Below are 23,858 nucleotides of genomic sequence, written 5' to 3'. Positions count from 1 at the left end.
CGAACAACTAACCACCCAGGTTCCGCAACACCCTCTCAGGGAATCAGCGTCTGTGAGGGTGGCCCTCACGTACCGAACTGTTGCAGCAATGTGCTGAGCGGCGTGGTGGTGAAGGACGGGAGGACTTGGTCTGCTTTGGCGAAGTCCAGCGTTGCGGTGATGGGGTTTGGTACTGCGATGGTGGTGATTCCGGCTGCTTTCGCTGCGCTCACGCCGTGCGGGGAGTCTTCGAAGGCCAGAGCTTCTTCCGCGGTTACGCCTAGGGTTCGCAGGGCTGCCAGGTAGGTGTCTGGGTCTGGCTTTGGTTTGTGGCGGTCGCCGGTTTCTACTGCGGTGAAGCGGGCGGCCAGGCCTAGGCGTTCCAGTTGCCCGTGTACCCAGGTGCTGGATGAGCTTGAGGCGACGCCTAAAGCCAAGCCGCGGCGGGCAGCTTCGTCTAGGTAGTCGAGTACGCCTTCTCGTGGGCCGTCTTCGGCTAGGAGTTCGTGTACTCGGGCGCGCATGGATGGGCGCAGGGTTTCCGGGTCCACGTTTTCTACTTGTTCGGCTAGCAGCTTGAACATCGTCGCGGCGGTGTTCTGGGTGCCGATGACTGTGTGCCAGACGTCCAGGGGCAGTTCGACTCCGTGTCCGGCGAACATTTCCTGCCAGGACCGCAGTACCGCTGCTTCGGTGTCGGCGAGGGTGCCGTCGAAGTCGAAGATCAATGCTCGCGTGGCCACGTCTCGCAGCTTGCCTCACGAGAGCCGGTGGCGGGTTAGTTCGTGGCGAAAAACTCCGCCAGTACCGGTGCCAGCGCGGCGGTTTTCACCAGGTGCGTCTGGCCGGGCAGGGTGCGGTAGGTGGCGTGGGGCAACTGGGCAGCCGCTGCTGCGACGCCGTTGCGCATCCACTCGGGGCTCTTGCCGCCGTCGAGGATCAGGGTGGGGGCGGTGATTCCGGACCAGCGTTCGGCGGGGAGCGGGCGGCCGGACTGGTTGTCGTCCATGACCTGGGCGTCGTAGGCGAGGGTGTGGGCCACGCGCTTCATCCGCGGCCAGGCGGGCATCAGGCGCATCATCGTGACCATCAGGGCGGGCAGTCCGACGCCTTCGACCATGAACGTCTTGATCGCGTCGCCTCGTTTTCCGGCGGCGACGGCTGCTTCGAGCTTCGCCTGGTAGTCGGCCGGGACGCGCTTGCGGGTGCTGTCGACGACGAACGGCGGTTCGTACACCGCGACCTTCTTGACCGGCACGCCGCGATGGGCGGCTTCCAGTACGAGAGCGGCGCCGGACGAGATGCCGTACAGGCTGATCTCTCCGCCTGCTTCCTTGGCCAGTGCGGAGATGTCTTCGATCTCGCGCTCGACGTCGTACGGAGCGGTGTCGCCGCTTTCGCCTCTGCCTCGGCGGTCGAACGTGTAGACGGTGAAGCGGTCCGCGAGGGCTTTGGCGAGATCGTCGTTGGGCGTCGAGGTGCGGTAGCAGAGCGCGCCGTCGACGAGGACGAGTGCGGGGCCGGAGCCGGTGCGGGAGTAGGCGATCTGGGTGCCGTCGGCGGACGTGACGGTGGGCATGGGGTTCCTCCTCGGGGTGGTGCTGGTGAGGAGAACTTTCGCATCCGATGGTTTGAGTTGTCAAGACAAAAAAATTAGTCGGTGGGATCTGCTGGGGTGCAAGGGGGCTGGCGGGTTTAGGCGCTGCGGAGGGTCAGCAGGGCGATTTCGTTCGGGGCGAAGACCCGGAACGGCGGGCCCCAGAAGCCGGAGCCGCGGCTGTTGTACAGCTGGGTCGGGCCGTGCCGGGTGAGGCCGGACAGTGTCGGCTGGTCGAGGCGGACGAGGAGGTGGAACGGCCAGATCTGGCCGCCGTGGGTGTGGCCGGAGATCTGCAGGTCGACGTTTTCCTCGCGGGCCTGGGCGACCTGTTTCGGCTGGTGGGCGAGCAGGACGACGGGGACGTCGTGGTCGGCGCCGTCGAGGGCGGCGGCCAGGTCGGGGCCGTGCCCGGGCAGGCCGGAGGCGGCTCCGGTGGGGTCGTCGATGCCGGCGAAGAGGAGGCGGGCGCCGTCGCGTTCGATGAGGGTCGAGCTGTTGTGCAGGGTGTCCCAGCCGAGGCTCGCCATGTGGTCCAGCCAGGCCTGTGCCTCGCCGAAGTACTCGTGGTTGCCGGTGATGTAGAACCGGCCGAGCGGGGCTTGCACGCCGCCGAGCGGGTCGACCTGCTTGCGCCGTTTGGCGACCGATCCGTCGGCGAGGTCCCCGGCGTGGCAGACGACGTCGGGCTGCAGCCGGTTCAGTTCCGCGACCAGGCGCTCGGACCAGCGGGTGCGGTCGAGCGGGCCGTAGTGGGTGTCGGTGATGACCGCTACGCGCAGCCCGTCGAGCCCGGGACCGAGCTTCGGCAGCACGACGTCGACCGCCTTCACCGGCGGCACCCGCATGGCGATCCGGTTCCCGCTGACGAGCAGCACCGCCGCGACGGCCAGCGTGACCGCGGCTACGATCCGTGGCCGCGCGGGATCGTCTACTCCGGACACCAGCAGGACCAGCCGCAGCAAGTGCGTGAGGACGCTCCAGGTGAACAACACCCACACCGCGCCGAGCGTGACGTCCCCGACCCGCGCGGCGGCGTCGCTCTGCTTCGGACCGTGCCCGAGCACCATGAGCACCGGAAAACTCACCGCGGCGACGGCGAAAACGACCGTGCCCACGACGGTGCCGGCGACCGGCCACTCCGGCAACAACACGAGCACCGACCACGGCTCGCCGAACAACAAGAGCACCGCGGCGACCACGAAGGCAACCCGACGAACTCCGACCACGGTTTTCTTCCCTTCGCCCGCGTGCTACCCAGCGTAGCCGCATTCGGAGGGTGGGGGCCGGGGTGTGAAGGGGAGTGGGTGGCGGGGCTGGACGGAGGGGCCGGGAATGTGCGGTGTGGTGGCGCGGACGGCGCGTCTGGGGTGGGTGGGGTTCCCGGGCGCGCGGGTCTCGTGCCGCTGCGGTGCGACGGGAACCGGGCTGCGGGCCCTTCGTCCGGTCACGGTGGAGTTGCCGCGAGCAGTCGGAATTGTGCTGCTGCGGTGCGACGGGCGGAGGGGAACGAGCTGCGCATCAGGTGGCGCGGGATTTCAGGTGCGGCCGGATCATGCCGCCGCGGGCTCGGCGAGACGGACACAGCCTCCGGGCCCACAGCCCGCATTCACCCCGCGTGGCTCAGGACTCTCCCCGTCCCGCGCGCCAGTTCGCCACCGTTTCCTCCACGTCCAGTGGGCGGGCTCGCAGCACCGGGCCGTCCTGGGGCATCGCGTGTGCCTTGCGGATGCGGGCGTTCAGGTCTTCGACGATCTGCCGCACCTTGGCTTCGGAGTGGACTTTCGCCAGTTTCCCCGGCAGGTCTTGGATTTCGCGCGGCAAGGCGAGCGACGGCGGCAGGAACGCGGCTACGTCGAGGTCGCCTTCGCGGGCGCGGCGGATCGCCCAGTCGGTGGCGGCGTCGCGGCCGCTCGGGGGCGGCAGCGGTTTTCCTGTTCCGGGAAGGTCTTCGAAGTCGCCGCGGGCTTCGGCGGCGGCGATTTGCCGGTCGACCCACGAACCGTACGACACGCCCGGTGGTTTGCGTTCCGTCACTGGAACCACCTCCCTCGCTCCCCAGCGTAGCGGCCATGGCGGCGTCGCGGAGGGGACGAAGGTCCTGAAACGGCAGGTAAGATCCCACGCTGACGGTACGAGGCCGGGAGGGGACACGATGATCGTCGAGCACGAGGGCGACGGTCCCGAGGCCGCGCGCGAGGAGGTCGCGCGCACGCTCGCGCTGCTGTGGCGCGATTGTGCGGGCGCTCCGGAACCCTCGGCTCGCGGCAGGCGGCCGACGCTCACCATCGAACGGATCATCGTGGCGGCCATCGCGGTCGCCGACGCCGAGGGGCTCGTCGCGACGTCCATGCATCGCGTCGCGAAAGAGCTCGGGGCGGGCACGATGACGCTCTATACCTACGTTCCCGGCAAAACCGAGCTGATCGATCTCATGGTCGACACCGTTCTCCTGGAACGGAATCTCCCCGGGCCCGGCGAACCGCGGCCGGAGGACTGGCGTGCGCAGGTGCGTGTTTACGCCGACCGCACGCGCGACATTTATCGTCGGCATCCGTGGCTGCGCGAGCGTTCGCGTGTGCGGCCTGCCCTTGGTCCGGGGCAGCTGGCCGGTCAGGAATACCTGCTGTCCATTATGGAGAGTCTGGGACTGCCTGCCCGGGAAATCGTCGCGGCGGCCAATTCGGTCGCGGGCTATGTGGACGCGAACGCGGCGGCCGAGGCGGAGAGTGTCCACTTGGAACGGACCACCGGACAGTCCAATGAGGCGTGGTGGGGACAGCATTCTTCGTTCTGGCACACGTATTTCGACGTCGAGTCTCATCCGGCGATGAACCGGACGTGGCTTGCCGGTGGGTTCGAGAAGCCGTCGGCGGAGCAGGCTTCGGACGCGTCGGAGTTCGGATTGGACCGGCTTCTGGACGGTATCGCAGCGCGGATCGGCGGATAAGCTCAACCGCGGGCGTCGAAGCGGATCCCGGTCGCCTCCTCGGAAAGTGTCCACAATCGACGGCCCCGCGCTGGATCCCGGGACGCGCCCATCGCCGTGCCCAGCCGGGGGCGGCCCACTCCGCCGAAAGCCGGACCGTAATAGGCGCCGCCGGTCGCGGTGGGGTCGACGGCGGCCCGGACCGCTGGCCAGGCGCCGTGGTCCTTTCCGTGTGTATAGGGCGCGAGCAGGCGCATCACCGGCACTGGCTGGGTGATTCCCGGACGCGCGGGGCTGGTCCGCTCCAGGCTGAACCCGGGGTGCGCGAGGATCGCCCGCACCGGTGAATCGGCCGCACGCAGGCGTCGGTCGAGTTCCATCGCGAATGACTGCACGGCGTGCTTCGACAACGCATAAGCGCGGAAGTCCGAGTACTTGCGCGAACTCTGCAGATCATCGATGTCGTACGGATACATCCGGGTGATCAGGCTGCCCGCCAGCACCACGCGCGCGGACGACGCGGTCAGCACCGGCATCGCCAGCGCGGTGAGGGCGAAGTGGCCGAAATGGTTGGTGCCGACCGCCAGTTCCAAGCTCTGTTTCGTGGTCCGGCGCACCGGTCCGGGGGCGGTGATGCCGGCGTTCTCGATCAGCGCGTCCAAGCGGTCCAGCCGGCCGAGCGCTGCGACGGCGGACGGGACGGAGTCGAGATCCGCGAGGTCCAGCGGGATTGTGCTCAGCGAAGCCGAACCGACTCGGGTGCGCACCATCTCGACCGCCGCGCGCAGCCGCGACGGGTCGCGGCCCAAGAGAGCGACGTGCGCTCCGGCGGCGGCCAGCTGCTCGGTGATGAAGTAGCCGATCCCGGCGTTGCCGCCGGTCACCGCATAGCACCGGCCGGCCAGGTCAGGCAGGTGCCGAGGATTCCACGCCACGATCGCTCCCCCGTAGTCCGGTTTGGTCCGGACTATACGAACGCCGCGGTCAGTGCGTCGGCGCGGCCTCCGTGGTGGTGCTGGAGGTCGTGGTGCTGGACGTCGCCGGGTTCGCCGGGGCCGAACTGGACGTTGTCGTGCTCGTCGTCGGCGTGGTGCTGGTGGGGCTCGTCGACGAGGTAGGCGTAGAAGACGTGGTGGGCGCTGAGCTGGTCGGCTTCGCCGGGGAGGAGCTGCTGCTCGGCGCGGTGCTGCTGCCGGGAAGCTGGGTCGGGGTGCCGGGCTGCTGGCTCGGCGGGGCCGGGGTGACCGGCGGCGGCGCGGGCGGGGCGACGTCGCCTGCCGGGCTGCCCGCGGCGGCTTCGACCGCTCCGGGGCCGGGCGGGGCTCCGATCGGGACCTGGCTGTCCGGCAGCTTCGAGACGCCGTTGCGGTAGCCGTACGCGTACGCCATCACAGTGTCCACATAGGACTGCGAGTTGTTGTACCGGCGCACCGCGAGGCGCTGGGCGGCGTCGCTGGAGAGGTCCAGACCTCCGGAGCACAGGTAGCGCGCGGTGGCGAGCGTTTCGTCGTAGATGTTGTTCGGGTCGGAAACGCCGTCGCCGTTGCCGTCGGAGGCGTAGGACGCCCAGGTCGACGGGATGAACTGGGTCGCGCCGACCGCGCGGTCCCATACCGGGTCGCCGTCGAAGCGGCCGTGGTCGGTGTCGCGGATCGCGGCGAATCCGCCGGAACCGTCGAGTACCGGGCCGAGAATCCGCTCGAGGGTGTTGCCGCGCGCGTCGACGTAGCCGCCGCGGGCGTGGTTCGACTCGACCCGTCCGATGGCCGCGATCAGCGCCCAGTCGACGTGGCAGCCGGGCTGTTCGCGGGCCATGATGTCGGCCGCGTTGCGGTAGGCGCGCAGCATGCTGTCCGGGATGCCCAGCGGGCCGGCGGTGGTCGCCGAGCCGGGACCGTTCGGGTAGCCCGGCACGCCGAGCGCCTGCGGGACCGGCGGCTGCGGGAGGCTGCCGTCGACGCCGATCGGCGGGAGCGTGATGCCCGGCGGCAGTCCGGGAACGCTGGGCGCGGCCTGGGCGGCCGACGGCGGCTCAGCGGCGCGCAACGCCACCGGGATGCCGGACGACGTCACCGTCGGCAGCACCACGAGCGCGCCTCCGGCGAGGGCGGCGAAAGCCCGGCTGCGGGCGTTCCGTCCCTGCGGGCGGCGTCTGGCCATGCTCGTCTCCCCGTTCGTTCTGCCGTCTGCGGCCAAGCTAGCGGATCTGTCCGCGATCCGGTGAGGGCTCGGCGGAATTCTGTCCGTTCCGGCCAACTTTCGTTCGTCTGGCATAAAACCTTTGGCGGGTTCCGGTCATCGGGGCTTAACCGGAACTTCGCCGATTAGGCCGAATGGAGCAATCCCTTCGTAGGGTCCACAGTGGACCCTGAGGCGAATTAGGCCGCCGGGCCGAATCGTTTGCGGTATTCGGACGGCGACAAGCCGGTGTGCCTGCGCAGTTGCAGCCGGAGATTCGCGCCGGTGCCGAGCCCGGTGCGGGCGGCGATGCGGTCCAGACCATGTTCGCCGCGTTCGATGAGCCTGCGGGCCAGCGTCACGCGTTCGGCGGTGAGCCAGGCGAGCGGCGTCGTGCCGAGTTCCGCGCGGAACCGGCGGTGCAGGGTGGCGGCGCTGGTCGACGCGCGGGCGGCGAGGTCGGTGACCGCGAGCGGCTGGTCGAGCCGCTGACGGGCCCATTCCAGCACCGGCGCGAGCGAGGCGTTGGGAATCTCCGGCATCGGGCGTTCCACGAACTGTTGCTGGCCGCCTTCGCGATGTCCGGTGAAAACGAGGCGGCGGCTGACCGCGTTGGCGATTTCCGCGCCGTGATCGCGTTGGATCACGTGCAGCGACAAGTCGAGCGCGGCCGCGCTTCCGGCGGCGGTAAAAACTGTGCCGTCCTCGACGAAGAGGACGTCCGGCTCCAGCCGGACCCGCGGGTAGCGCGCGGTGAACTCGTCGGCCCATTGCCAGTGCGTGGTGGCCCGGCGATCGTCGAGCACGCCTGCCTCGGCCAGGGTGAACGCGCCGGTGCAGAAGCTCATCAACCGCGCGCCGCGGGAGTCCGCACGCTGGATCGCGGCGAGGATTTCCGGGTCGGCGGGCGTGGCCGGATCCGGCCGGTTCGGGACGATCACCGTGTCCGCGCTGTCCACCGCGTCGAGGTCGGCGACGTCGGCGAGGGTGAAGAAGCCGAGGTGCATCCGGGCTTGGCCGCCGGGGGCCGCGAGCGCGAAGTCGTACCAGGGCCGGCGCAGTTCCGGCCGGCGCAGGCCGAACAGTTCCGTCGCGACGCCCATCTCGAACGGATTCGAGCCGTCGCCGACGATCATCACGACGCGGTGCGAGGATCCTTTCGGCATATGCGATTCCTAGCACTCCCGGCGACGCGAGACCAGGCCCAAGATCGAGCCATGACTACTCAGCCCCTCGATCTGCAGGCCGTGCTCGCCGGATTCGACGCCCCGTGGAGCCCCCGGATCGTCGCCAACGTCAACGACTACGACATCCGTCTCGCCCGGTTCGCCGGCGAACACGTGTGGCACAAGCACGACAACACCGACGAGTTCTTCCTCGTTCTCGACGGCAGCATCGAGATCGGCCTGCGCGAAGCGGACGGCGAACGCACCGTGACGTTGACCCGCGAACAGGCGTTCGTGGTCCCGCGCGGCACCTTCCACAAGCCGTCGTCGAAGGAAGGCGCGGTGGTGCTGCTCGTGGAGCCGTCCGGGACGCTCTCGGTCGGCGACGAGCACGAAGAAGTGCCCGACATTGTCGACGTGACCGTCGGGCATCGCGTCTGACCTGCTGGGTTGCACTGTGGGACGGCGTATCCTCGCCGTCATGAAACGCACTTCCTTCGCGCAGTGGCCGTGCTCGATCGCCCGGACCATGGACCTGCTCGGGGACTGGTGGACGCCGCTGGTGCTGCGGGACGCCTTCTACGGCGTCCGCCGCTTCGACGAGTTCCAGCAGGCGCTCGGCATCGCGCGCAACACCCTCGCCGACCGGCTGCGCAGGCTGGTCGACGAGGGCTTGCTCGAAAAGCGTGCTTACCAGGCCGAACCGGTGCGCTACGACTACGTGCTCACCGAGAAGGGCCGCGATTTCTGGAGCGTGCTGGCGGCGATGACGGCCTGGGGCGACCGGTGGCTGGCCACCGAAGCGGGCCCGCCGATCGTGCTGCACCACGACGCCTGCGGACACGACACGACCGCGACCGTCGTCTGCGCGGACTGCGGCGAGCCGTTGTCCGCCGAGGACACCCGGATGCGGCGCGGGCCCGGCTTTCCGGAACGCCTCTCGCAGCGGCCGGACGTTCAGGCGAGGTTCGCGCCGCAGGAGTAGCGGTCGGTGGCGTTGACAGGGTCAGTCTAGTTACGCAACTATGCTGGTCGAGACGCCAACGGAGGAGGACTCGCCATGGAGTGGACCGGCGCGCGGTACGCGGACGCCCCGACGGTGCAGGTGGACGCGTGGATCGACGGCTCGCCCGAGCAGGTGTGGCGGTTCGCCTCGGACGTCGCGCTGATGCCGGAGCTGAGCGGCGAACTGCAGTCGGTCCGGTGGTGCGACGAGGGTTCGGCGCCGGCGCTCGGACGGTCCTTCGTCGGGCGCAATCACCACCAGGCGCGCGGCGACTGGGAAACCACGTCCTACATCGTCGAATGCGAGGAGCCGCGCGTCTTCGCCTGGGCGGTCAGCGATCCGGCCAATCCGACCGCGGTCTGGCGGTTCACCCTCGCCCCGGAGAACGGCGGCACGCGGCTCACGCAGTGGGCGCAGATGGGGCCCGGGCCGTCCGGGGTGACCGAGGTGATCGCGCGGATGCCGGAGAAGGAACAGAAGATCGTGCACGTCCGGCTGAGCGAGTTCGAGGCCTCGATGACCGCCACGCTCGGCGCGATCAAGGACCGCGTGGAAGCCGCCGGATGATGCGCACGGCCACCACCGTCGAGGCGTCGTCCGGCTGGCCGGAGACCCGGGATTTCGTGCTGGAGGCGGAAAAACTGGGTCTCGGCGAATGCTGGGTGGCCGAGGCGTGGGGTTCGGACGGGCCGTCGGTGCTCGGCTACCTCGCCGCGCGCACGGACCGGATCCGGCTCGGTTCCGGGATCATGCAGCTCGGCGTGCGCACGCCGGTCGCGCTCGCGCAGGCCGCGCTCACCCTGGCGGAGATGTCCGGCGGACGGTTCGCGCTGGGGCTCGGGCCGTCCGGTCCGCAGGTGATCGAGGGGCTGCACGGGGTACCGTTCGCGCGGCCGCTGACGCGGATGCGCGAGACGGTGCAGATCATCCGCAGTGCCTTCGCCGGGGAGAAAATCTCCTTCGCGGGCAAGGCTTTCCAGATCCCGTTGCCGGGGGAGTCCCGCCCGATGCGGCTGTCGACGACGCCGAACGAGGACATCCCGATCTACCTGGCTACGCTGTCGCCGCGAATGCTGGAGCTCACCGGCGAACTCGCCGACGGCTGGCTCGGAACGAGCTTCGTCCCCGAGGGCGCCGACGCCTACTTCCGCCACCTTGACGCCGGGCTCGCGAAAGCCGGTCGGAGCCGCGGCGATCTCGTGGTGTGCCAAGGCGCGGAGGTCGCGTTCGCGTCCGATGAGGACGAACTGCGCCCGATGGTCGCCGGGCGCAAGAAGGAGCTGGCGTTTTCGCTGGGCGGCATGGGTTCGGCGAGCACGAACTTCTACCACGACGCCTACAGCAGGCAAGGCTGGGCGGACGTCGCCGCGGAGGTGCGGGAACGCTGGCAGTCCGGCGATCGCGACGGCGCGGCCGGGCTGGTGACCGACGAGATGGTGCTCGCGACGACCCTGATCGGCACTGAGGACATGGTCCGCGCGCGGCTGAAGGTGTGGCGCGCCGCCGGTGTCGACACGGTCCGGCTGTATCCGGCCGGTGACACGCTGGAAAAACGGCTGGCGACGCTGGGTCGGGCACTCGAGTTGGTAACGGAAGTGCCCTGACAGACCAAGTATTGGGCCAACCGGCTGCGTCAGCGGGTCCGGCTGCGCCATAGTGTCGGCGATCCCGAACCTCAAGGAGTCGCTCGATGCGCAAGATCGTGTCCACGTTGTTCGTCTCGCTCGACGGCGTGGTCGAGGCGCCGGACCAGTGGTCGCTCTCGTACTGGAACGACGAGCTCGAACACGCGGTGGGCGACGGCATGGCGGACGCCGACGCGATGTTGCTGGGCCGCGTGACCTACGAGGGCTTCGCCGAGGCGTGGCCCGGTCGCACGGACGACCCGGGCGCGGAGTTCATGAACAGCGTGCCGAAGTACGTCGCGTCCACCACCCTGACCGCGGCGGACTGGCACAACACGACCCTCCTGCGCGGCGACCTCGGCGAGGCGATCGCGGACCTGAAGTCCAGCGCGGGCGGCGACATCATGACCAGCGGCAGCACGACGCTCGTGCGGTGGCTCCTGTCGCACGGGCTGGTGGACGAGCTGACCCTGCTGCAGTACCCGGTGGTGGTCGGCAAGGGACGCCGGTTGTTCCCCGCGGAGGGGCCGCAGCTGGACTTCGAGCTGGCGGACACGACGGCGTTCCGCAACGGGGTGCTGCGGCTGGTTTACCGGCCGTCCGACGACTGACACTGTCCTAAAAGGACTTACGCTCTTCCCGAAAACCGGCCCGCCGCGCAGGATTCGGGTCATTCCGCCAGACGGGCGCCGCGACGCCAGATGGCGCGGATGTTGAGCGTGTCGCTGATGTCGCGGGTCGGGTCGCCGTCGACGAGCAGAAGGTCGGCGCGGAGTCCCTCGGCGACGCGGCCCCGGTCGCTGAGGCGGAAGCGGCGGGCGGTGGTCGCGGTGGCTGCGCGCAGGGCTCGTTCGGGCGTGAGGCCGGCTTCCACGAGGTACTGCAGTTCGTGGTGCAGGCTCGCTCCGTGCGCGAGACCGCCGAAGAACGTCTCGGGCATGGAGACATCGGTGCCGGCCAGCACGTCGACGCCCGCCGCGTCCAAGGCTCGCACGGTGTCGTACACGTCTTCGAGCTTGCCTTGCGGGTAGCGGTTGTAGCTGGAGCGCAGGGTTTCCTCCCACTCGCGGTCGAGGCGGGAGGCGACCCGCGGGTCGTCGGCGAGCGCGCTGCCGGTGATCCCCATCAGCGAGGCGTTGAGGCTGATGCAGGGGATGACGAACATGCCCGCGTCCTTGACGAGGCTGACGATCTCTGCGGTGTGCGGCTGGTCCATGAACACGTGGGCGAGCCCGTCGATGCCCGCTTCGACGGCCATTCTGGTCGCGTCGACGGTCAGCGCGTGGGCGACGGTGAGAGCGCCGTACTTCTTGGCTTCCGCGACCCCGGCGTTCACGGTGGCCTGGTCGAGACACGGCAGTCCGGGATGTCCCTCCACGCTGCCGTCGTCGATCATGAACTTGATGAAGTCGGAGCCCCGGGCGAGGAGCTGGGGGACGAAGGCGGCCGCTTCCTCGGGAGTGGTGGAGAACGGCATCAGCGGCATCACCGGCGGGAGGTCCCACTTCGGGCGGAACCCTTCGGGCATCAGCTCGCTGGGGTGACCGCCGGGCGGGGTGATGCCGAAACCGGCGGACCGGACGTCGGCCACGGTGTCGTCGCCGGTGATGTGCGCCCGGTTTTCCCGGGTGTTCATCCCCTGCATTTCCAGTTCGGTCGTCACGCCGAACCGCAGTGCCAGCGCCAGCGAACCGGGTGCGGAGTGCACGTGCGCGTCGACGAGCCCCGGCAGCAGGGTGGCCCCGGTGCCGTCGACGGTTTCGCTGCCCGCGGGGATCTCGCCGCCGACCTGGACGATCCTCGTGCCGTCGAGGACCACGGTCTGCACGCCGAGGGACTTCTCCCCGTCGAAGACCCGGGCGTTGGCGATCGCGGTGAGTGTCATGGGAGGTCGTCTCGATTCATTGCTCAGAGTATTTACATACCTAATGCTATGTACTTGTCTCTGGGTATGCAACTGTGCTGGTGCGGGCCTAGGATCAAGCGCATGAGCAGCTCTCCCGAGCGGACCCCGGAGGATCCGGTGCTGGACCAGATCGGCCCGGCGCTGTCCCGGCTGCGCCGGCGAACCCCGGCGTCGAACAAGGATTTGTCCCGCAATCTCGTGCTCAACGTGATCGCCGATGCGTCCGACGAGACGACAGTCGGCGGGCTCGCGGTCGAGATGGGCGTCGCGCAACCGGTGGCGAGCCGGACTGTTGCCGCGTGCATCGCCGATGGGTTGCTGCGCCGGGCGGCCTCGCAGGCCGATGGGCGCCGGACCGTGCTTGAGCTGACCGAGCAGGGCGAGGCGGAACGCAACCGGTTCGCTGCCGAACAGCGGAAAGCGTTCGAGGAGATCACTGCCGCTTGGTCGGCGGAGGAGCGGGTTCAGTTCGCGCGACTGCTGGCCCGGTATGGTGCCGACGCCGCCGCTTGGTCGAGGAAGCAGGCCGCGAGGCGCGACTGAGGGGGTTGGATGGCGAAAATTCGGTGCGTGTGCGGGGACATCGTCCGCGACGACGACCCGCAGGACAGCATGTACTTCCTGACCAATGCCGAATTCGACGTCGACGCTCCCGGCATCGAGTTGTTCGGCAAAGCCACGCTGGTCGTGCGCTGTCCGGAATGCGAGCGCCTGTGGTTCTGGGGAGAAAACGGCGTATATCGCGAATACACAAAGGCCTGGGAGCGAGAGTCCTGAGCCGCCGCGGTGCTCCTTCGGGTCCGGCCCGAAGGAGCGCCGCGGCTCAGTTCACCTGCCGCCCCTGGCCTTCCCAGAACGGCTGGCGCAGCTTGAACTTCTGGATCTTCCCGGTAGCCGTCCGCGGCAGTTCGGCGAGGAATTCCACGCGCTTCGGGCATTTGTATCCGGCCAGGTGCTGGCGGCAGTGCGTGATCAGCTCGTCCGCCGTCACCTCGGTTCCGTCGGTCACCACCAGCGCGGTGACCAGCTCGCCCCATTTCTCGTCCGGGATGCCGATCACCGCGGCTTCCCGGACGGCCGGGTGCGAGTTCAGCGCGTCTTCCACCTCGATGGACGACACGTTCTCGCCGCCGGTGATGATGACGTCCTTCTTGCGGTCGGCGATGGTGAGGTAGCCGTCGGCGAAGGTGCCGCCGTCGCCGGTGTGGAACCAGTTGCCTTCTTGCACCCGCGCGGTTTCGTCCGGGTTTTCCCAGTAGCCGTCGAGGTTGTGGTTGCTTTGGGTGAGGACCTCGCCGTCGGCGTCGATCGCGACGCGGACGCCCAGCGCCGGAGCGCCTGCGCGGCCAAGGAGTTTCGCCTGCTCGTGCGGGTCGAGGTCGGCCCATTCGCTGCGGAAGCGGTTGACGGTGACCAGCGGCGACGTCTCGGTCAGGCCGTAGATCTGGATGAATTCCCAGCCGAGTTCCGCGCGCACGCGTTCGATGGTGCGGGTCGGCGGCGGCGCGCCGGCCACCACGATGCGGACTCGGTCGCGGCCGGGGATTTCGCCGTCCCAGGTGGCGGCGCCGTCCAGGGCCGCGGTGACGACGGCGGGCGCGGCGCACATGATCGTCACGCCGTGGTCCTGCACGCGGCGCAGGATTTCGGCGCCGTCCACTTTGCGCAGCACGATGTGCCGTCCGCCGAGACCGGTGACCGCGTACGGCATGCCCCAGCCGTTCGCGTGGAACATCGGCAGCGTGTGCAGCAGGACGTCGTTGTCGCTGAGCGTGGTGTGCAGGCCGAAAGTCGTTGCGTTGAGCCACAAATTGCGGTGCGTGAGCTGGACGCCCTTCGGCCGCGCGGTGGTGCCCGAGGTGTAGTTGATCGTCGCGGTCGCGGATTCGTCGGCCGACCACGGCCGCGGTTCGCCGTCGCCGCCCCAGATCTTGTCGTCGTCCTCGCCGAGGACGAACACGTGTTTCGCGGTTACGCTGTCCAGCAACGGTTTCAGCTCGGGGTCGATCATCAGGACCTCGGCGCCGGAATGCTCGACGATGTAGCGCACCTCGGCGGCCGCGAGGCGGAAGTTCACCGGCACCAGGACGCGGCCCCAGCCGGAGACGCCGAAGAACGACGTCAGCAGTCGCGCGGAGTTGTGCGAGACGATCGCGACCCGGCCGCCGGTCGGAACGCCGAGCGCGTCGAGGTTCGCCGCCTGCGCGCGGGCGCGGCGGGCGAGTTCGCGGTAGGTCACCTCGCCCCAGGACTGCGCGGGCTGGGCAGGTTCGTCCACCACCGCGATCCGGTCCGGGTACACCGTTTCGGCGCGGTCGAGGAAATCGCGGACACTCAGGTCATAAAACACGTGCCGATCCCTTCGCGTCAGCGGGCCGCACTGCCCGCGCGGGTGATTTTCGCTCGCCGGACCGGATCCAGCCACCCCACATGGAGGGTGTCCGGCCGTCGGGACTTCAGAGGTAGCGGACGATGCAGAATTCGTGTCCCTCGGGGTCGGTCATCACCAGGACGACGCCTTCCCCGGGGTAGTCGTGGCGGATGCCGGTCCACTGGCCGCCGAGCTGTTCGATCTGCGCTCGCGCCTCGTCGACGTCGTCCACCTCGACGTCCAGATGCAGCCGCACCTTGCCGCGCTTGGGTTCGGGGACGCGCTGGAACGTCAGGCGGGGAGCGGCATCGAGCCGCGAGCCGACCGTGGCCCAGTCAGGTCCGTCATGCTCTCCAGAAACCGGCCGGTCGAGAATCGCGCTCCAGAAGCCGGCCAGCACCTGCGGTTCGGCGCAATCGATCGTGACGCCGCTTAGCCGTCTCACGGGGCCCGCAGCAACCCAGCGGCGCGCGCCCGGTTCACCGCCTGTACCCGATTGGACACAGCCAGCTTCCGCATCGCGTGCTTCAGGTACGACTTGACCGTGTTGGGCAGCAGGCCGAGCCGGTCGGAGATCTCGTCGTTCGTGCAGCCCTCGCTCACCAGCCGCAGCACGTCGACCTCGCGCGGGGTCAGCGCGACGCCCGGCAGGTCCAGTTCCGGGCGCAGCCGCTCGCACACCGCCAGCAGCCGTTGCCGGGCGCTCTCGTCCTGGATCGACCCGGCGATCGCGGTGAGTTCGGCGTGCAGGTCGCCGCGTTCGGCAGCGGGGACAGCCGTCGGCGCGGCCAGCCGGCGCTGCACTTCCTCTTCGACCTCGATGTCGCGTCCCAGCCGCGTCGCCACCGCGGTCGCCGCGTGCAACAGCCGATCGCCGAACGTGATCGAATCCCGGGACGCCGCGTACAGCACGGCGCGCGTGGACTCGCCGACGCGCACCGGCAGCGCCACCATCGCGCGCAGCCGTTCGGGTTCCACCGCGTGGTCGTATTTGTGCGTGATGCCCTGTGCGCTGAGGTAGTCGACCACCGTCGACGGCCGGGCCAGTGCCACCGCTTTGCCGCCGAGCCCGGCCCCGGTGTCCACCTGGACGTGCTGCAACGACCGGGTGGTGGTGCCGCGCAACTGGTCGATGACATGCGAACGGGAAGCCGCCGACACCGGTCCGCCCATCGCGACCGGCAGTTCGGTGGCGATCTGCAGTGCTTTGAGCGCGCCGGCGACCAGGGGGCTGGCCGTCAGCGCGAGCCGGCCCGGAGGCGTCATGGGCACCGTCCCGCTTCACTCGACCTTGCTGGGTGGACGTCCACGTTACGCGTTGCGTCGCGTTCGGACTACTCGTGTGGTTCGGTGGCACACGTGGCAACCACGGATTTCGATACCGTCGCCGACCGGCTCTACGCAGGTGAACCGGCCGACTTCGTCGCGGAGCGCACCGCGGCCGCCCGCGCGGCGAAGGAAGCGGGCGACGTCGAGCTGGCGCGCCGGATCCGCGCGCTGCGCAAGCCGACCGCGGCCGCGGCGTACGTCAACCGCCTGGCGCGCGACGGTTCCGCTCCGCTGACCGAGCTGGCGTCGCTCGGCGACAAGCTGCGCGACGCGCACGAGCAGCTCGACGGCTCCCGGCTGCGCGAACTGGCGCACCAGCGCGCGGAGCTGGTGCAGCGGATCGTGCGGGACGCGACCGGCTTGAGCGATTCCGTCGAACGCGAGGTGGAGGAAACGCTGGAGGCGATCGTCGCGGACGCCGACGTCGCCCGGCTGGCACTGGCCGGACGGCTGACGTCGAAGGCCCGCCAGGACGCCGACCGCTGGCTGTCCCTGCCGACGAATCCCGCGCCTGCCAAGAAGACCCGACAGTCCGAAAAGGACCGGAAAGCCGAGGAGGAAGCTCGGGTCCGCGCCCTGGAACGGCGGCAAGCGGTCCGCGCGCGGGCGGAGGCCGAGCGGAACCTGCAGCGCGCGGAGCGGACAGCCGAGCAGGCCGACGAGCGGGTGACCGAATTGCGGGAACGGCTCGCCGAGGCGGAGCAACGCGCTGCCCGGGCGGCCGACGACCTGGCCAAGGCGCAAAAGACTTTCGAGGAAGCCGACGATGCTGTCCAGCGGTCTTGACGGCGAGCTCGCGTTGTCGCCGCTGCGCCCGGACGACGCCGAGGCGCACTTCGCGGGCGAGGACCCGGAGCTGATCCGCTGGCTCAACGGCGGGCCGGGGACGCTCGCCGGGACCCGGGAGTATTTCCAGCACTGCCAGGAGGAATGGGCTTCCGGCGGGCCGTTGCGGGCGTTCGGCATCCGAGTGAACGACGTGCTCGCGGGGACGGTCGACCTGCGCTTCTCCGGCGAACATCTCGCGCCGGGCGAGGTGAACGTGGCGTACGGCTTGTATCCGGCCTGGCGGGGCCGCGGGTTCGCCACGAGAGCGGTGCTGCTGGCGGTCCGGTACGCGGCCGGCGAGGGCGCTGAGCGGGCGGTGATCAAGGTGGAGCCGGAGAATGCCAGCTCGGGCGCGGTGGCTCGGCGGGTCGGGTTCGAGCTGAGTGGTCGGGTGGTCGAGGACGGCACGGTGCTGGATCGGTATGTCCGTGACCTTGGTTAGCGGCTGATTTCCGTTCCGGCGCACCAGACTGTGCGGATGGCGCGGGTCGCGGACAGGTCGGCCACCGGATCGCCGTCGATGAGGACCAGGTCGGCGCGCAGCCCGGCTCGGATTTCGCTGCGGTCGGTCAGGCCGAATGCCTGTGCCGGAGCGACAGTCGCCGCGCGCAGGATTTCCACCGTGCTCAACCCGGCTTCGGCCAGCAGTTCGAATTCGTGGTGCAGGCTCGACCCGTGCGCGACCGCGACAGGGGCTCCGGAACCTCCGTTGGCGTCGGTTCCGGCGAGGATTTCGACTCCGGCTGCGCGCAACGCGGCCACGTTCGCGAGGTGATCGCCCTCGGCGCCGGCGAAGAACGCGAGCGCGCCTTCCATCATGGTGAGCGTCGGGATCGCCGTCTGCCCGGCGGCCTTCATCGCGGCGACGTCCTCGGCGGCGATGCGGCCGACCACCGGCACATGCGTCACAAATCGCGCGCCGGTCGCCACCGCCAGGTGGTACGCGCCGGGGGTCGCCGCGTGCACGACAGCGGCCAGGCCTCGCTTCCGTGCCGTGTCGACCAGCGCCTGCAACGCCTCCGCGGGCGGGCCGCCGTCACCGGGAGCTTCGGCGACGCCTTTCAGGTAGTCGACGCCCTCCGCGACCCGCGCTTCCACGAACTGGACGGCGGCTTCCGCGGTGGTGACGATCGCGGATCCGGGCATTTCCGGGATCGTCGCGTGCAGGCCGTCCGGGCCGATCAGCGGCAGCCCGGCGCTGCGGAAATCCGCCGGGCCCGCGGTGCGCAGCGCGGCCACGCGCTCGGCTGGCCAGCACGCCATGTCCAGCCCGGTGGTGACGCCCCACGCGGCGAGATCGGCCAGCTGCTCCGCCCGCTCCAGGTGGACGTGCGCGTCGATGAACCCGGGCAGCAGCGCCGCTCCGGCAACGTCGATTTCCCGTGCCCCCGCGGGATCCGTGCCCAGCACCGGCCCGTCGATCACGACGGTGCGCGGTTCGGTGAGCCCCAGCCCGTCGAAGACGCGCGCGTTGCGCAGAGCGGTTTTCGCCACGATCCCTCCCCGGGTCAGTGGACGCGATACCGCAAGAGTACTGAGTTGTCGTCCACCAGGGCAGAGAGAAGTTCGAGCTGCTTCGGGTCGATCGCCGCGCCCATCGCGACGCGCGGGGCGTCCCCGGCGATCAGCATCGGCGCGACGGTCAGGCGCAGTTCGTCCACGACGCCCGCGGCCAGCAGCGACGCGAACAGGTGCGGTCCGCCCTCGCAGTCGATGCGGCGGAGGCCTCGCCGGGCCAGTTCGTCCACCGCGGCCCGCAGGTCGACGTCGCCGTGCCGGGGACGCGGGCGCTGGTCGTCCGGGTCCGCGTGCAGAGCCGGGTCGCCGGTGGCCTCGTGCAGGGTTGGGTCGCCTGTCCCAGCGACCAGGACGTCCGCCCCGGCCGACGCCCACGCCGCGCGCAGTTCCGGATCGGTCGCCGCGCTCGTGACGACGATCGTCGGCACCAGCGCCTTGGTGATCACCGGGGCGTCCGGCGGCAGCGAACGGCCGGTGCTGACCACGGCGATCGGCGCGATCGGGGCCAGCCCGTGCCTGCGCCGCCGCTCCGCGGTCTTCTCGTCCGGGCGCAGGCCCTCGAACCCCTCGGCCAGTGCGGTGCCCGCGCCGACCAGCACGACGTCGGCGAGGTCGTTGCCCAGCCGGTAGACGATCCGGTCCGCGGGCGTCGACAGCCCGCCCGAGCGTCCGTCGACGGTGATCCCGCCGTCGGCGCTCGAAACGAAGTTCACCGCGAGCCACTTCGGCACGTCCGGATAGACGTAGAGCTGCTCGACGTCGGCCTCGGTGCGGTCTTGGTTGCCGGGGAAGATCTCGCGCATCAGACCGACCGTACAACGTTCGCCGGCGGCCGGGTGCCGACGATGCTCGCCACCATCTCCGCGACCTGCCGCGTCTCGCGGACCTGGTGCGCGCGGAACATCGCCGCGCCGTGCAGCGCGGACACCGCGGTGGCGGCGAGCGTGCCGATGACGCGTTCGCCGACCGGGAGGTCCAGCGTTTCGCCGATGACGTCCTTGTTCGACAGCGCCATCAGCACCGGCCAGCCGGTGGCGACCAGCGCGTCGACGTGCCGCAGCAGTTCGAGCGACTGGTAGGAGTTCTTCCCGAAGTCGATGCAGGGGTCGATCATGATGCCCTCGCGCGGCACGCCCGCCGCGAGCGCGCGCTCGGCCAGTTCGGTGGTGCCTTCGACCACCGCGGCGACCACGTCGTCGTACACCGGCCGGAGCGCTTCGGTGCGCGGCACGAGACCGTTGGTGTGCGAGCAGATGTAGCCCGCGCCGTGCTCGGCGGCGACGTCGAGGATCTCCGGTTCGATCGCGGCCCAGTTGTCGTTGACCAGGTCCGCGCCCGCGCGGCAGACGGCGTCGGCGACCTCGGCGCGGTAGGTGTCCACGCTGATGACCAGCTCGGGGAAGTGCTCGCGGGCCCACTCGACGGTCGGCACGACGCGGCGGATCTCCTCGGCCGCGGTGACCTCGGGGCCCTTTCCGGCGGGCACGCCGCCGATGTCGATCAGGTCGGCGCCCTCGGCGTGCGCGCGGCGGATGGCCGCTTGCGCGGGGGCTTCTTCGAAGGTCGCACCGTTGTCGTAGAACGAGTCGGGGGTGCGATTGATGATGGCCATCACCAGGGCGCGGTCACTGGTGAGGCGACGGCCTCGGAACACGAGGTCGGGCGTATGCATGCGGTCTCCCGGGCCGGAACGAAAGATCTCGCGTGATCATAGGCGAGTTCGCGGCGGGAGTACGTCCGGCAGGTGGCGGGCGGAGCGGTCCGGAGGCCACCTGCGTCCGGGCGTTCGGTCGATCGGCTTGGCGGGTGCGATCAGGAGGCGAGCGCCTCGTTGACGGTCAGGAACTCGCCCGCGGTGCGCGTGGCGGAGAATTCGATCACGCGGTAATGCGCGAGCCGTTGCAGCACGAGCGGGTCGGTGGCGAGCACGGCGTCCAGCTTGCCGCGCAGGCACGGGCGGGAGATGATGACCTGGTCGGCGTCCTCGTTTCCTTTTCCGGAAACGAGGAACAATCCATGCGCGAACTGGCTTCGCAGCCACTCGGCGTGTTCGGCCAGTGCGTAGTCGACTTCGTTTCGAGGGGCTGTGTAGGACAGCAATGCGATGTACATGACCTCAGAGTAGGACGCTCGGTCGGATGGTGCATCCTCCTCCCGAGTGCCGTCCTGGTTCATCGAATGGTCAAGTATTCCCAATAAATCTTTACGGATAAGCGTACTGCTTGGATTTCCGTTACGGGGTACGGAAAATCCCGCGGCCCGGCGTTTCCGCAGGACATTTCGGACGGATGGTCAAGACCACCCCCAGTTCTGCGTGAAGCAGCCCGCCAGATAAAGATCCACGCGGTCGGCGAAGCGGCTCGGATCGCGTCCGGTGAGTTCGCCGATCCGGGTGATCCGGTATCGCAGGGTGTTCACGTGCAAGTGCAGAGTGGCCGACGTCTGTGTCCAAGATCCCGAATGTTCCAGGAACGCCTTGAGCGTCGTTATCAATTCGGAACCGTGTGCCGCGTCGTACGCGAGTACCGGTCCCAGTACTTTTTCGCCGAATGTCCGCCGCAGGTCCTCCGGCAGGGCGGCGAGCAGCAGCAGATGCGACGCAACTTCGTCGCCGGACAGCACCGTCGCGCGGCCCGGCGTCAGCGCGGCCAGCGTGCGCGCGTGCCGGGCTTCCTGCACCCCGGCGCGGAGCCCGGCGGCGTCCGCGGCCCGGCTGAGGCCGAGCGTCAGCCGCGCGGACCCGAGGGCGGGTTCGATCGTGTGCACCGCCTCCCGCAACGTTTCGGTGTCGCGCGAGGAGCAGAGGCCGAAGGTCTCCCCGTCGACGGTCGCCACCAGCACCGGCTGCCCAGTGGTCGAAAGCAGCTCCTCCACCAGCACCTGCGCGAGGCCCGGCCCGCCGCCGCGGACCTCGGCGGACAGCGTCGTCACCGGTTCCTGCGGCGCGAACCCGGCGGCGGACAGCCGGGAGGTCAGCTCGCCCGGCGCGGCGTCGTCGGAGAGCACCAGCCGGAGCAGCGGTTCGGCCGCGCGGTTCTCGATCCGCCTGGCCTCGTCCACCCGGGACCGTTCGAGCCCGACCAGCGCCGCCAGTTCCAGCGCCAGCTCCCGGCGCGCGGACGGCCACTGCGCCGGATCGCCGTCCACCACGAGGAACCAGCTCGCGATCCGGTGGCCCGAGCGTCCGGCCGCGCCGAGCAGGGTGACCGGACCGTCCTGGCACGGCAGCCGTTCGGCGCGCAGGAAGCGGCGGGCCAGCGCGGTGCGGCGCGCGGCGGGCAGTTCGGGGCCGCCCGCCAGCTGCTGCCCGGTCGCGCTCAGCACGAGACAGCCGGTGCCCAGCTCCTCCGCACCGGCCTTGACCAGCGCGGACAGCCCGTGGCCGGAGGTCACCGCGGCCACCAGCCGCCGGTGCGAATCGCGAGCAGGCGCCGAGCGTTCCGCCGCGAGGCCCAGGATCACCCGCTCGGCCACGGTCGCGAACGAAACCGACACCGGCACCTCGAACAACGGCAGGCCGACGCGCTCGCAGGCGGCCACGAGATAGTCCGGCACCGGGCCGCCGACCTCGGCGGTGCCCGCCCCGAGCGCGGTCACCCCCGCGGCGGCGAGTTTGCCGACGAACACGTCCGCGTCCGCGGGACCGGGCAGCCAGCGCATGCCGCACAGCACGATCTCGCCGCCGTCGAGGTACCGCGTCGGATCCTGCAGGGTCGCCTGGAAGACGCGGCCGAACTCGCGGTCGCGCGCCTTCTCGCCCGCCAGCAGCCGCAACCCCAGCTCCGGGGTGTCGAGCAGTGCACCCAGCCGCATGCGCGCCTCCTTCCGCCCATCAGTACCGCACACCAGAGGGGTTTGGCGGAAGCTACGAAAAACCGGCCGTTCGCCGTCGCCGCTTTCGGTGGATCTGCCGTGGCCCGGGCCACGCCGCGGCAGGTGTACTCACTCGGCGAGCGAACGAGAAGGGATGACCAATGGCGATCGTTCTTGGCGACAACCGCTACGGGAAGGCTGAAAACCGGCTGGTCCGCGTCGACCGCGAAGGCGACGAGCACCGGATCACCGACCTCACCGTGAGCGTGTCGCTGTCGGGCGACATGAGCGACACCCACCTGACCGGGGCCAACGACAAGGTGCTGGCCACCGACACGCAGAAGAACACCGTCTTCGCCTTCGCCCGCGACGGCATCGGCGAGATCGAGGACTTCGCGCTGCGGCTGGCCCGGCATTTCGTGTCCACGCAGGAGAGCATCCACGCCGCCCGGGTCGGGATCGTGGCTCACCCGTGGGAGCGGCTGCAGGTCGGCGGACGGCCGGCGCATCACTCGTTCGCCCGGTCCGGGGCGGGCACCCGCACCACGCGCGTCACCTACGACGGCGAGCGGGCCTGGGTGCTCGGCGGGGTCGAGGACCTGACCGTGCTCAACTCCACCGGATCCGAATTCTGGGGCTTCCCGCGCGACGAATACACCACGCTGGTCGAGGTCAAGGACCGGATCCTGGCCACCGCGGTGTCCGCGACCTGGCGGTACTCGGTCGAGGAGACCGACTGGACGCACGCGCACGAGACCGCGCTCGCCACCCTGCTCGACGCGTTCGGCGGCACGCACAGCCAGTCCCTGCAGCAGACGCTGTACGCGATGGGGCAGGCGGTGCTGGAGGCCGTCCCGGAGATCGCGGAGATCCGGTTCTCGCTGCCGAACAAGCACCACTTCCTCGTCGACCTCGAGCCGTTCGGCCTCGACAACCCCGGCGAGGTGTTCTACGCCGCCGACCGGCCCTACGGCCTGATCGAGGGCACCGTCCTGCGCGACGACGCCCCGCCCGCCGGTCCGGCCTGGTCCTGAGCAAACCTGAAACCCGAGCTGTTGGGAGCAGTACTGTCATGACCGTGTCCATCGATGCCGACGTCGAACGCGCCTGGCTCGCCGAATGCGTGCGGATCGCCGAGAAGAACGTCGCCGACGGCGGCGGCCCGTTCGGCGCGCTCGTGGTGAAGGACGGCGAAATCGTCGCGACCGGCGTCAACCGCGTCACCCCCTCGCTCGACCCGACCGCGCACGCCGAGGTGGTCGCGATCCGCGCGGCCTGCCAGGCGCTCGGCACGTTCAGCCTCGCCGGCTGCGTGCTCGTCTCCTCGTGCGAGCCGTGCCCGATGTGCCTCGCCTCGTCGCTGTGGGCGCGCGTGGACCGCGTGCTGTACACCGCCGACCGCGACGACGCCGCCCGCGCCGGGTTCGACGACCGGGCTTTCTACGAGCTGTTCGAGAACCCGCGCGAAACGTGGCAGACCCCGGTTTCGCGAGTGTCCACACCGGAGGCTTTCGCCCCGTTCTCCGCCTGGCTCAACCGGTCCGACCGGATCGAGTACTGAGCCTCGGCGAGTGCTGATGCCGGTCAGAATCGGCTTCAGCGTTCCCCGCCCC

At 70.0% G+C, this 23,858-nt stretch carries 28 protein-coding genes; 12 read left to right on the top strand and 16 right to left on the bottom strand.

The window, feature by feature from the left end:
- Positions 1-65 precede the first annotated feature (65 nt).
- From EIZ44_RS18155 to EIZ44_RS18140, 4 genes are all read right to left on the bottom strand, one after another.
- Entirely contained in the window at positions 66-722 is a 657-nt protein-coding gene (locus EIZ44_RS18155) for an HAD family hydrolase (RefSeq protein WP_134729897.1), read from the bottom strand.
- Positions 723-757: 35 nt separating this feature from the next.
- Positions 758-1,558, bottom strand: a complete 801-nt coding sequence (locus EIZ44_RS18150) for an alpha/beta fold hydrolase (RefSeq protein ID WP_134729895.1) — start codon at positions 1,556-1,558, stop codon at positions 758-760.
- A gap of 116 nt (positions 1,559-1,674) precedes the next feature.
- Entirely contained in the window at positions 1,675-2,805 is a 1,131-nt protein-coding gene (locus EIZ44_RS18145) for a metallophosphoesterase (protein WP_167754179.1), read from the bottom strand.
- Positions 2,806-3,199: 394 nt separating this feature from the next.
- A complete protein-coding gene (locus EIZ44_RS18140; RefSeq protein WP_037815197.1) occupies positions 3,200-3,613 on the bottom strand; it encodes a DnaJ family domain-containing protein in 414 nt (137 codons plus the stop codon).
- Positions 3,614-3,731: 118 nt separating this feature from the next.
- On the opposite strand from EIZ44_RS18140, the gene EIZ44_RS18135 reads away from it, so the two are divergent.
- Positions 3,732-4,526: a TetR/AcrR family transcriptional regulator gene (locus EIZ44_RS18135; RefSeq protein WP_167754178.1), complete on the top strand. Its 795-nt coding sequence runs from the start codon at positions 3,732-3,734 to the stop codon at positions 4,524-4,526.
- Positions 4,527-4,528: 2 nt separating this feature from the next.
- Here the strand turns inward: EIZ44_RS18135 and EIZ44_RS18130 are convergent, their stop codons facing one another.
- The 3 genes from EIZ44_RS18130 to EIZ44_RS18120 all read right to left on the bottom strand — a co-directional run bounded on the left by EIZ44_RS18130 (position 4,529) and on the right by EIZ44_RS18120 (position 7,849).
- Positions 4,529-5,440: an SDR family NAD(P)-dependent oxidoreductase gene (locus EIZ44_RS18130; protein WP_134729891.1), complete on the bottom strand. Its 912-nt coding sequence runs from the start codon at positions 5,438-5,440 to the stop codon at positions 4,529-4,531.
- A 49-nt stretch (positions 5,441-5,489) separates the two neighbouring features.
- A complete protein-coding gene (locus tag EIZ44_RS18125) occupies positions 5,490-6,665 on the bottom strand; it encodes a lytic transglycosylase domain-containing protein (RefSeq protein ID WP_037815188.1) in 1,176 nt (391 codons plus the stop codon).
- Between the two features lie 218 nt (positions 6,666-6,883).
- Positions 6,884-7,849, bottom strand: a complete 966-nt coding sequence (locus EIZ44_RS18120; RefSeq protein WP_134729889.1) for a helix-turn-helix domain-containing protein — start codon at positions 7,847-7,849, stop codon at positions 6,884-6,886.
- Between the two features lie 51 nt (positions 7,850-7,900).
- On the opposite strand from EIZ44_RS18120, the gene EIZ44_RS18115 reads away from it, so the two are divergent.
- From EIZ44_RS18115 to EIZ44_RS18095, 5 genes are all read left to right on the top strand, one after another.
- Positions 7,901-8,290 (top strand): cupin domain-containing protein, encoded by a 390-nt coding sequence (locus tag EIZ44_RS18115; protein WP_037815184.1) that lies wholly within the window; start codon positions 7,901-7,903, stop codon positions 8,288-8,290.
- 40 nt (positions 8,291-8,330) lie between these two features.
- The gene (locus tag EIZ44_RS18110; RefSeq protein WP_037815182.1) at positions 8,331-8,834 is read left to right on the top strand and encodes a winged helix-turn-helix transcriptional regulator; all 504 of its coding nucleotides are present in this window, start codon (positions 8,331-8,333) and stop codon (positions 8,832-8,834) included.
- A 75-nt stretch (positions 8,835-8,909) separates the two neighbouring features.
- A complete protein-coding gene (locus tag EIZ44_RS18105; RefSeq protein WP_037815180.1) occupies positions 8,910-9,422 on the top strand; it encodes an SRPBCC family protein in 513 nt (170 codons plus the stop codon).
- Positions 9,422-10,459: an LLM class flavin-dependent oxidoreductase gene (locus EIZ44_RS18100; protein ID WP_134729918.1), complete on the top strand. Its 1,038-nt coding sequence runs from the start codon at positions 9,422-9,424 to the stop codon at positions 10,457-10,459. The genes EIZ44_RS18105 and EIZ44_RS18100 overlap by 1 nt, the downstream gene beginning before the upstream one ends.
- Positions 10,460-10,545: 86 nt before the next feature.
- Positions 10,546-11,091 carry a dihydrofolate reductase family protein gene (locus EIZ44_RS18095; RefSeq protein WP_134729888.1) on the top strand — a complete coding sequence of 182 codons (546 nt, stop codon included), beginning with the start codon at positions 10,546-10,548 and terminating at the stop codon, positions 11,089-11,091.
- 59 nt (positions 11,092-11,150) lie between these two features.
- On the opposite strand, the gene EIZ44_RS18090 is transcribed toward EIZ44_RS18095, so the two are convergent.
- Complete coding sequence (locus tag EIZ44_RS18090) at positions 11,151-12,365, bottom strand: amidohydrolase family protein (RefSeq protein ID WP_134670058.1); 1,215 nt, start codon at positions 12,363-12,365, stop codon at positions 11,151-11,153.
- A 102-nt stretch (positions 12,366-12,467) separates the two neighbouring features.
- On the opposite strand from EIZ44_RS18090, the gene EIZ44_RS18085 reads away from it, so the two are divergent.
- Both EIZ44_RS18085 and EIZ44_RS18080 read left to right on the top strand, forming a co-directional pair.
- Positions 12,468-12,929, top strand: a complete 462-nt coding sequence (locus EIZ44_RS18085; RefSeq protein WP_134729886.1) for a MarR family winged helix-turn-helix transcriptional regulator — start codon at positions 12,468-12,470, stop codon at positions 12,927-12,929.
- Between the two features lie 9 nt (positions 12,930-12,938).
- Positions 12,939-13,163, top strand: coding sequence for a DUF8617 domain-containing protein (locus EIZ44_RS18080; RefSeq protein WP_134729883.1), 225 nt, complete (start codon positions 12,939-12,941; stop codon positions 13,161-13,163).
- Positions 13,164-13,209: 46 nt separating this feature from the next.
- On the opposite strand, the gene EIZ44_RS18075 is transcribed toward EIZ44_RS18080, so the two are convergent.
- The 3 genes from EIZ44_RS18075 to EIZ44_RS18065 form a co-directional block, all read right to left on the bottom strand.
- On the bottom strand, positions 13,210-14,736 hold the full coding sequence (locus EIZ44_RS18075) for an AMP-binding protein (RefSeq protein ID WP_134729881.1): 1,527 nt from the start codon (positions 14,734-14,736) through the stop codon (positions 13,210-13,212).
- Between the two features lie 106 nt (positions 14,737-14,842).
- On the bottom strand, positions 14,843-15,202 hold the full coding sequence (locus EIZ44_RS18070; RefSeq protein WP_134729879.1) for a VOC family protein: 360 nt from the start codon (positions 15,200-15,202) through the stop codon (positions 14,843-14,845).
- Entirely contained in the window at positions 15,199-16,023 is an 825-nt protein-coding gene (locus tag EIZ44_RS18065; RefSeq protein WP_134729877.1) for a response regulator transcription factor, read from the bottom strand. The genes EIZ44_RS18070 and EIZ44_RS18065 overlap by 4 nt, the downstream gene beginning before the upstream one ends.
- Positions 16,024-16,116: 93 nt before the next feature.
- Between EIZ44_RS18065 and EIZ44_RS18060 the strand changes: the two genes are divergently transcribed.
- Both EIZ44_RS18060 and EIZ44_RS18055 read left to right on the top strand, forming a co-directional pair.
- Positions 16,117-16,872, top strand: coding sequence for a hypothetical protein (locus EIZ44_RS18060; protein ID WP_037815170.1), 756 nt, complete (start codon positions 16,117-16,119; stop codon positions 16,870-16,872).
- Positions 16,853-17,356 carry a GNAT family N-acetyltransferase gene (locus EIZ44_RS18055; protein WP_037815168.1) on the top strand — a complete coding sequence of 168 codons (504 nt, stop codon included), beginning with the start codon at positions 16,853-16,855 and terminating at the stop codon, positions 17,354-17,356. The genes EIZ44_RS18060 and EIZ44_RS18055 overlap by 20 nt, the downstream gene beginning before the upstream one ends.
- Here the strand turns inward: EIZ44_RS18055 and EIZ44_RS18050 are convergent.
- From EIZ44_RS18050 to EIZ44_RS18030, 5 genes are all read right to left on the bottom strand, one after another.
- Positions 17,353-18,408, bottom strand: a complete 1,056-nt coding sequence (locus EIZ44_RS18050; protein ID WP_205673206.1) for an amidohydrolase family protein — start codon at positions 18,406-18,408, stop codon at positions 17,353-17,355. The genes EIZ44_RS18055 and EIZ44_RS18050 overlap by 4 nt on opposite strands.
- A gap of 14 nt (positions 18,409-18,422) precedes the next feature.
- Positions 18,423-19,235 carry a pyrimidine reductase family protein gene (locus EIZ44_RS18045; protein WP_134729875.1) on the bottom strand — a complete coding sequence of 271 codons (813 nt, stop codon included), beginning with the start codon at positions 19,233-19,235 and terminating at the stop codon, positions 18,423-18,425.
- Positions 19,235-20,104 carry a dihydropteroate synthase gene (gene folP, locus EIZ44_RS18040; RefSeq protein ID WP_134729873.1) on the bottom strand — a complete coding sequence of 290 codons (870 nt, stop codon included), beginning with the start codon at positions 20,102-20,104 and terminating at the stop codon, positions 19,235-19,237. The genes EIZ44_RS18045 and folP overlap by 1 nt, the downstream gene beginning before the upstream one ends.
- A gap of 140 nt (positions 20,105-20,244) precedes the next feature.
- Positions 20,245-20,544, bottom strand: coding sequence for a YciI family protein (locus EIZ44_RS18035; protein WP_037815164.1), 300 nt, complete (start codon positions 20,542-20,544; stop codon positions 20,245-20,247).
- Positions 20,545-20,724: 180 nt separating this feature from the next.
- Complete coding sequence (locus tag EIZ44_RS18030) at positions 20,725-22,245, bottom strand: PucR family transcriptional regulator (RefSeq protein WP_134729871.1); 1,521 nt, start codon at positions 22,243-22,245, stop codon at positions 20,725-20,727.
- Positions 22,246-22,406: 161 nt separating this feature from the next.
- On the opposite strand from EIZ44_RS18030, the gene pucL reads away from it, so the two are divergent.
- On the top strand, positions 22,407-23,279 hold the full coding sequence (gene pucL / locus EIZ44_RS18025; protein ID WP_037815161.1) for a factor-independent urate hydroxylase: 873 nt from the start codon (positions 22,407-22,409) through the stop codon (positions 23,277-23,279).
- Positions 23,280-23,317: 38 nt separating this feature from the next.
- Positions 23,318-23,806, top strand: a complete 489-nt coding sequence (locus EIZ44_RS18020; protein WP_037815160.1) for a nucleoside deaminase — start codon at positions 23,318-23,320, stop codon at positions 23,804-23,806.
- The last annotated feature ends 52 nt before the right edge of the window (positions 23,807-23,858 follow it).

The organism is Amycolatopsis nivea, assembly GCF_004522235.1.
GTDB classification, from domain to species: Bacteria; Actinomycetota; Actinomycetes; order Mycobacteriales; family Pseudonocardiaceae; genus Amycolatopsis; species Amycolatopsis nivea.
This window is presented reverse-complemented; position numbering and strand designations above follow the sequence as displayed.

Bases quoted from the DNA above. Each gene is read 5' to 3' on its own strand.
- EIZ44_RS18065 (WP_134729877.1), bottom strand. From the start codon at position 16,023: ATGACGCCTCCGGGCCGGCTCGCGCTGACGGCCAGCCCCCTGGTCGCC.
- EIZ44_RS18110 (WP_037815182.1), top strand. From the start codon at position 8,331: ATGAAACGCACTTCCTTCGCGCAGTGGCCGTGCTCGATCGCCCGGACC.
- pucL (WP_037815161.1), top strand. From the start codon at position 22,407: ATGGCGATCGTTCTTGGCGACAACCGCTACGGGAAGGCTGAAAACCGG.
- EIZ44_RS18095 (WP_134729888.1), top strand. From the start codon at position 10,546: ATGCGCAAGATCGTGTCCACGTTGTTCGTCTCGCTCGACGGCGTGGTC.
- EIZ44_RS18125 (WP_037815188.1), bottom strand. From the start codon at position 6,665: ATGGCCAGACGCCGCCCGCAGGGACGGAACGCCCGCAGCCGGGCTTTC.
- EIZ44_RS18045 (WP_134729875.1), bottom strand. From the start codon at position 19,235: ATGCGCGAGATCTTCCCCGGCAACCAAGACCGCACCGAGGCCGACGTC.
- EIZ44_RS18090 (WP_134670058.1), bottom strand. From the start codon at position 12,365: ATGACACTCACCGCGATCGCCAACGCCCGGGTCTTCGACGGGGAGAAG.
- EIZ44_RS18080 (WP_134729883.1), top strand. From the start codon at position 12,939: ATGGCGAAAATTCGGTGCGTGTGCGGGGACATCGTCCGCGACGACGAC.
- EIZ44_RS18100 (WP_134729918.1), top strand. From the start codon at position 9,422: ATGCGCACGGCCACCACCGTCGAGGCGTCGTCCGGCTGGCCGGAGACC.
- EIZ44_RS18085 (WP_134729886.1), top strand. From the start codon at position 12,468: ATGAGCAGCTCTCCCGAGCGGACCCCGGAGGATCCGGTGCTGGACCAG.
- EIZ44_RS18020 (WP_037815160.1), top strand. From the start codon at position 23,318: ATGACCGTGTCCATCGATGCCGACGTCGAACGCGCCTGGCTCGCCGAA.
- EIZ44_RS18035 (WP_037815164.1), bottom strand. From the start codon at position 20,544: ATGTACATCGCATTGCTGTCCTACACAGCCCCTCGAAACGAAGTCGAC.
- EIZ44_RS18055 (WP_037815168.1), top strand. From the start codon at position 16,853: ATGCTGTCCAGCGGTCTTGACGGCGAGCTCGCGTTGTCGCCGCTGCGC.
- EIZ44_RS18030 (WP_134729871.1), bottom strand. From the start codon at position 22,245: ATGCGGCTGGGTGCACTGCTCGACACCCCGGAGCTGGGGTTGCGGCTG.
- EIZ44_RS18150 (WP_134729895.1), bottom strand. From the start codon at position 1,558: ATGCCCACCGTCACGTCCGCCGACGGCACCCAGATCGCCTACTCCCGC.
- EIZ44_RS18115 (WP_037815184.1), top strand. From the start codon at position 7,901: ATGACTACTCAGCCCCTCGATCTGCAGGCCGTGCTCGCCGGATTCGAC.
- folP (WP_134729873.1), bottom strand. From the start codon at position 20,104: ATGCATACGCCCGACCTCGTGTTCCGAGGCCGTCGCCTCACCAGTGAC.
- EIZ44_RS18135 (WP_167754178.1), top strand. From the start codon at position 3,732: ATGATCGTCGAGCACGAGGGCGACGGTCCCGAGGCCGCGCGCGAGGAG.
- EIZ44_RS18105 (WP_037815180.1), top strand. From the start codon at position 8,910: ATGGAGTGGACCGGCGCGCGGTACGCGGACGCCCCGACGGTGCAGGTG.
- EIZ44_RS18120 (WP_134729889.1), bottom strand. From the start codon at position 7,849: ATGCCGAAAGGATCCTCGCACCGCGTCGTGATGATCGTCGGCGACGGC.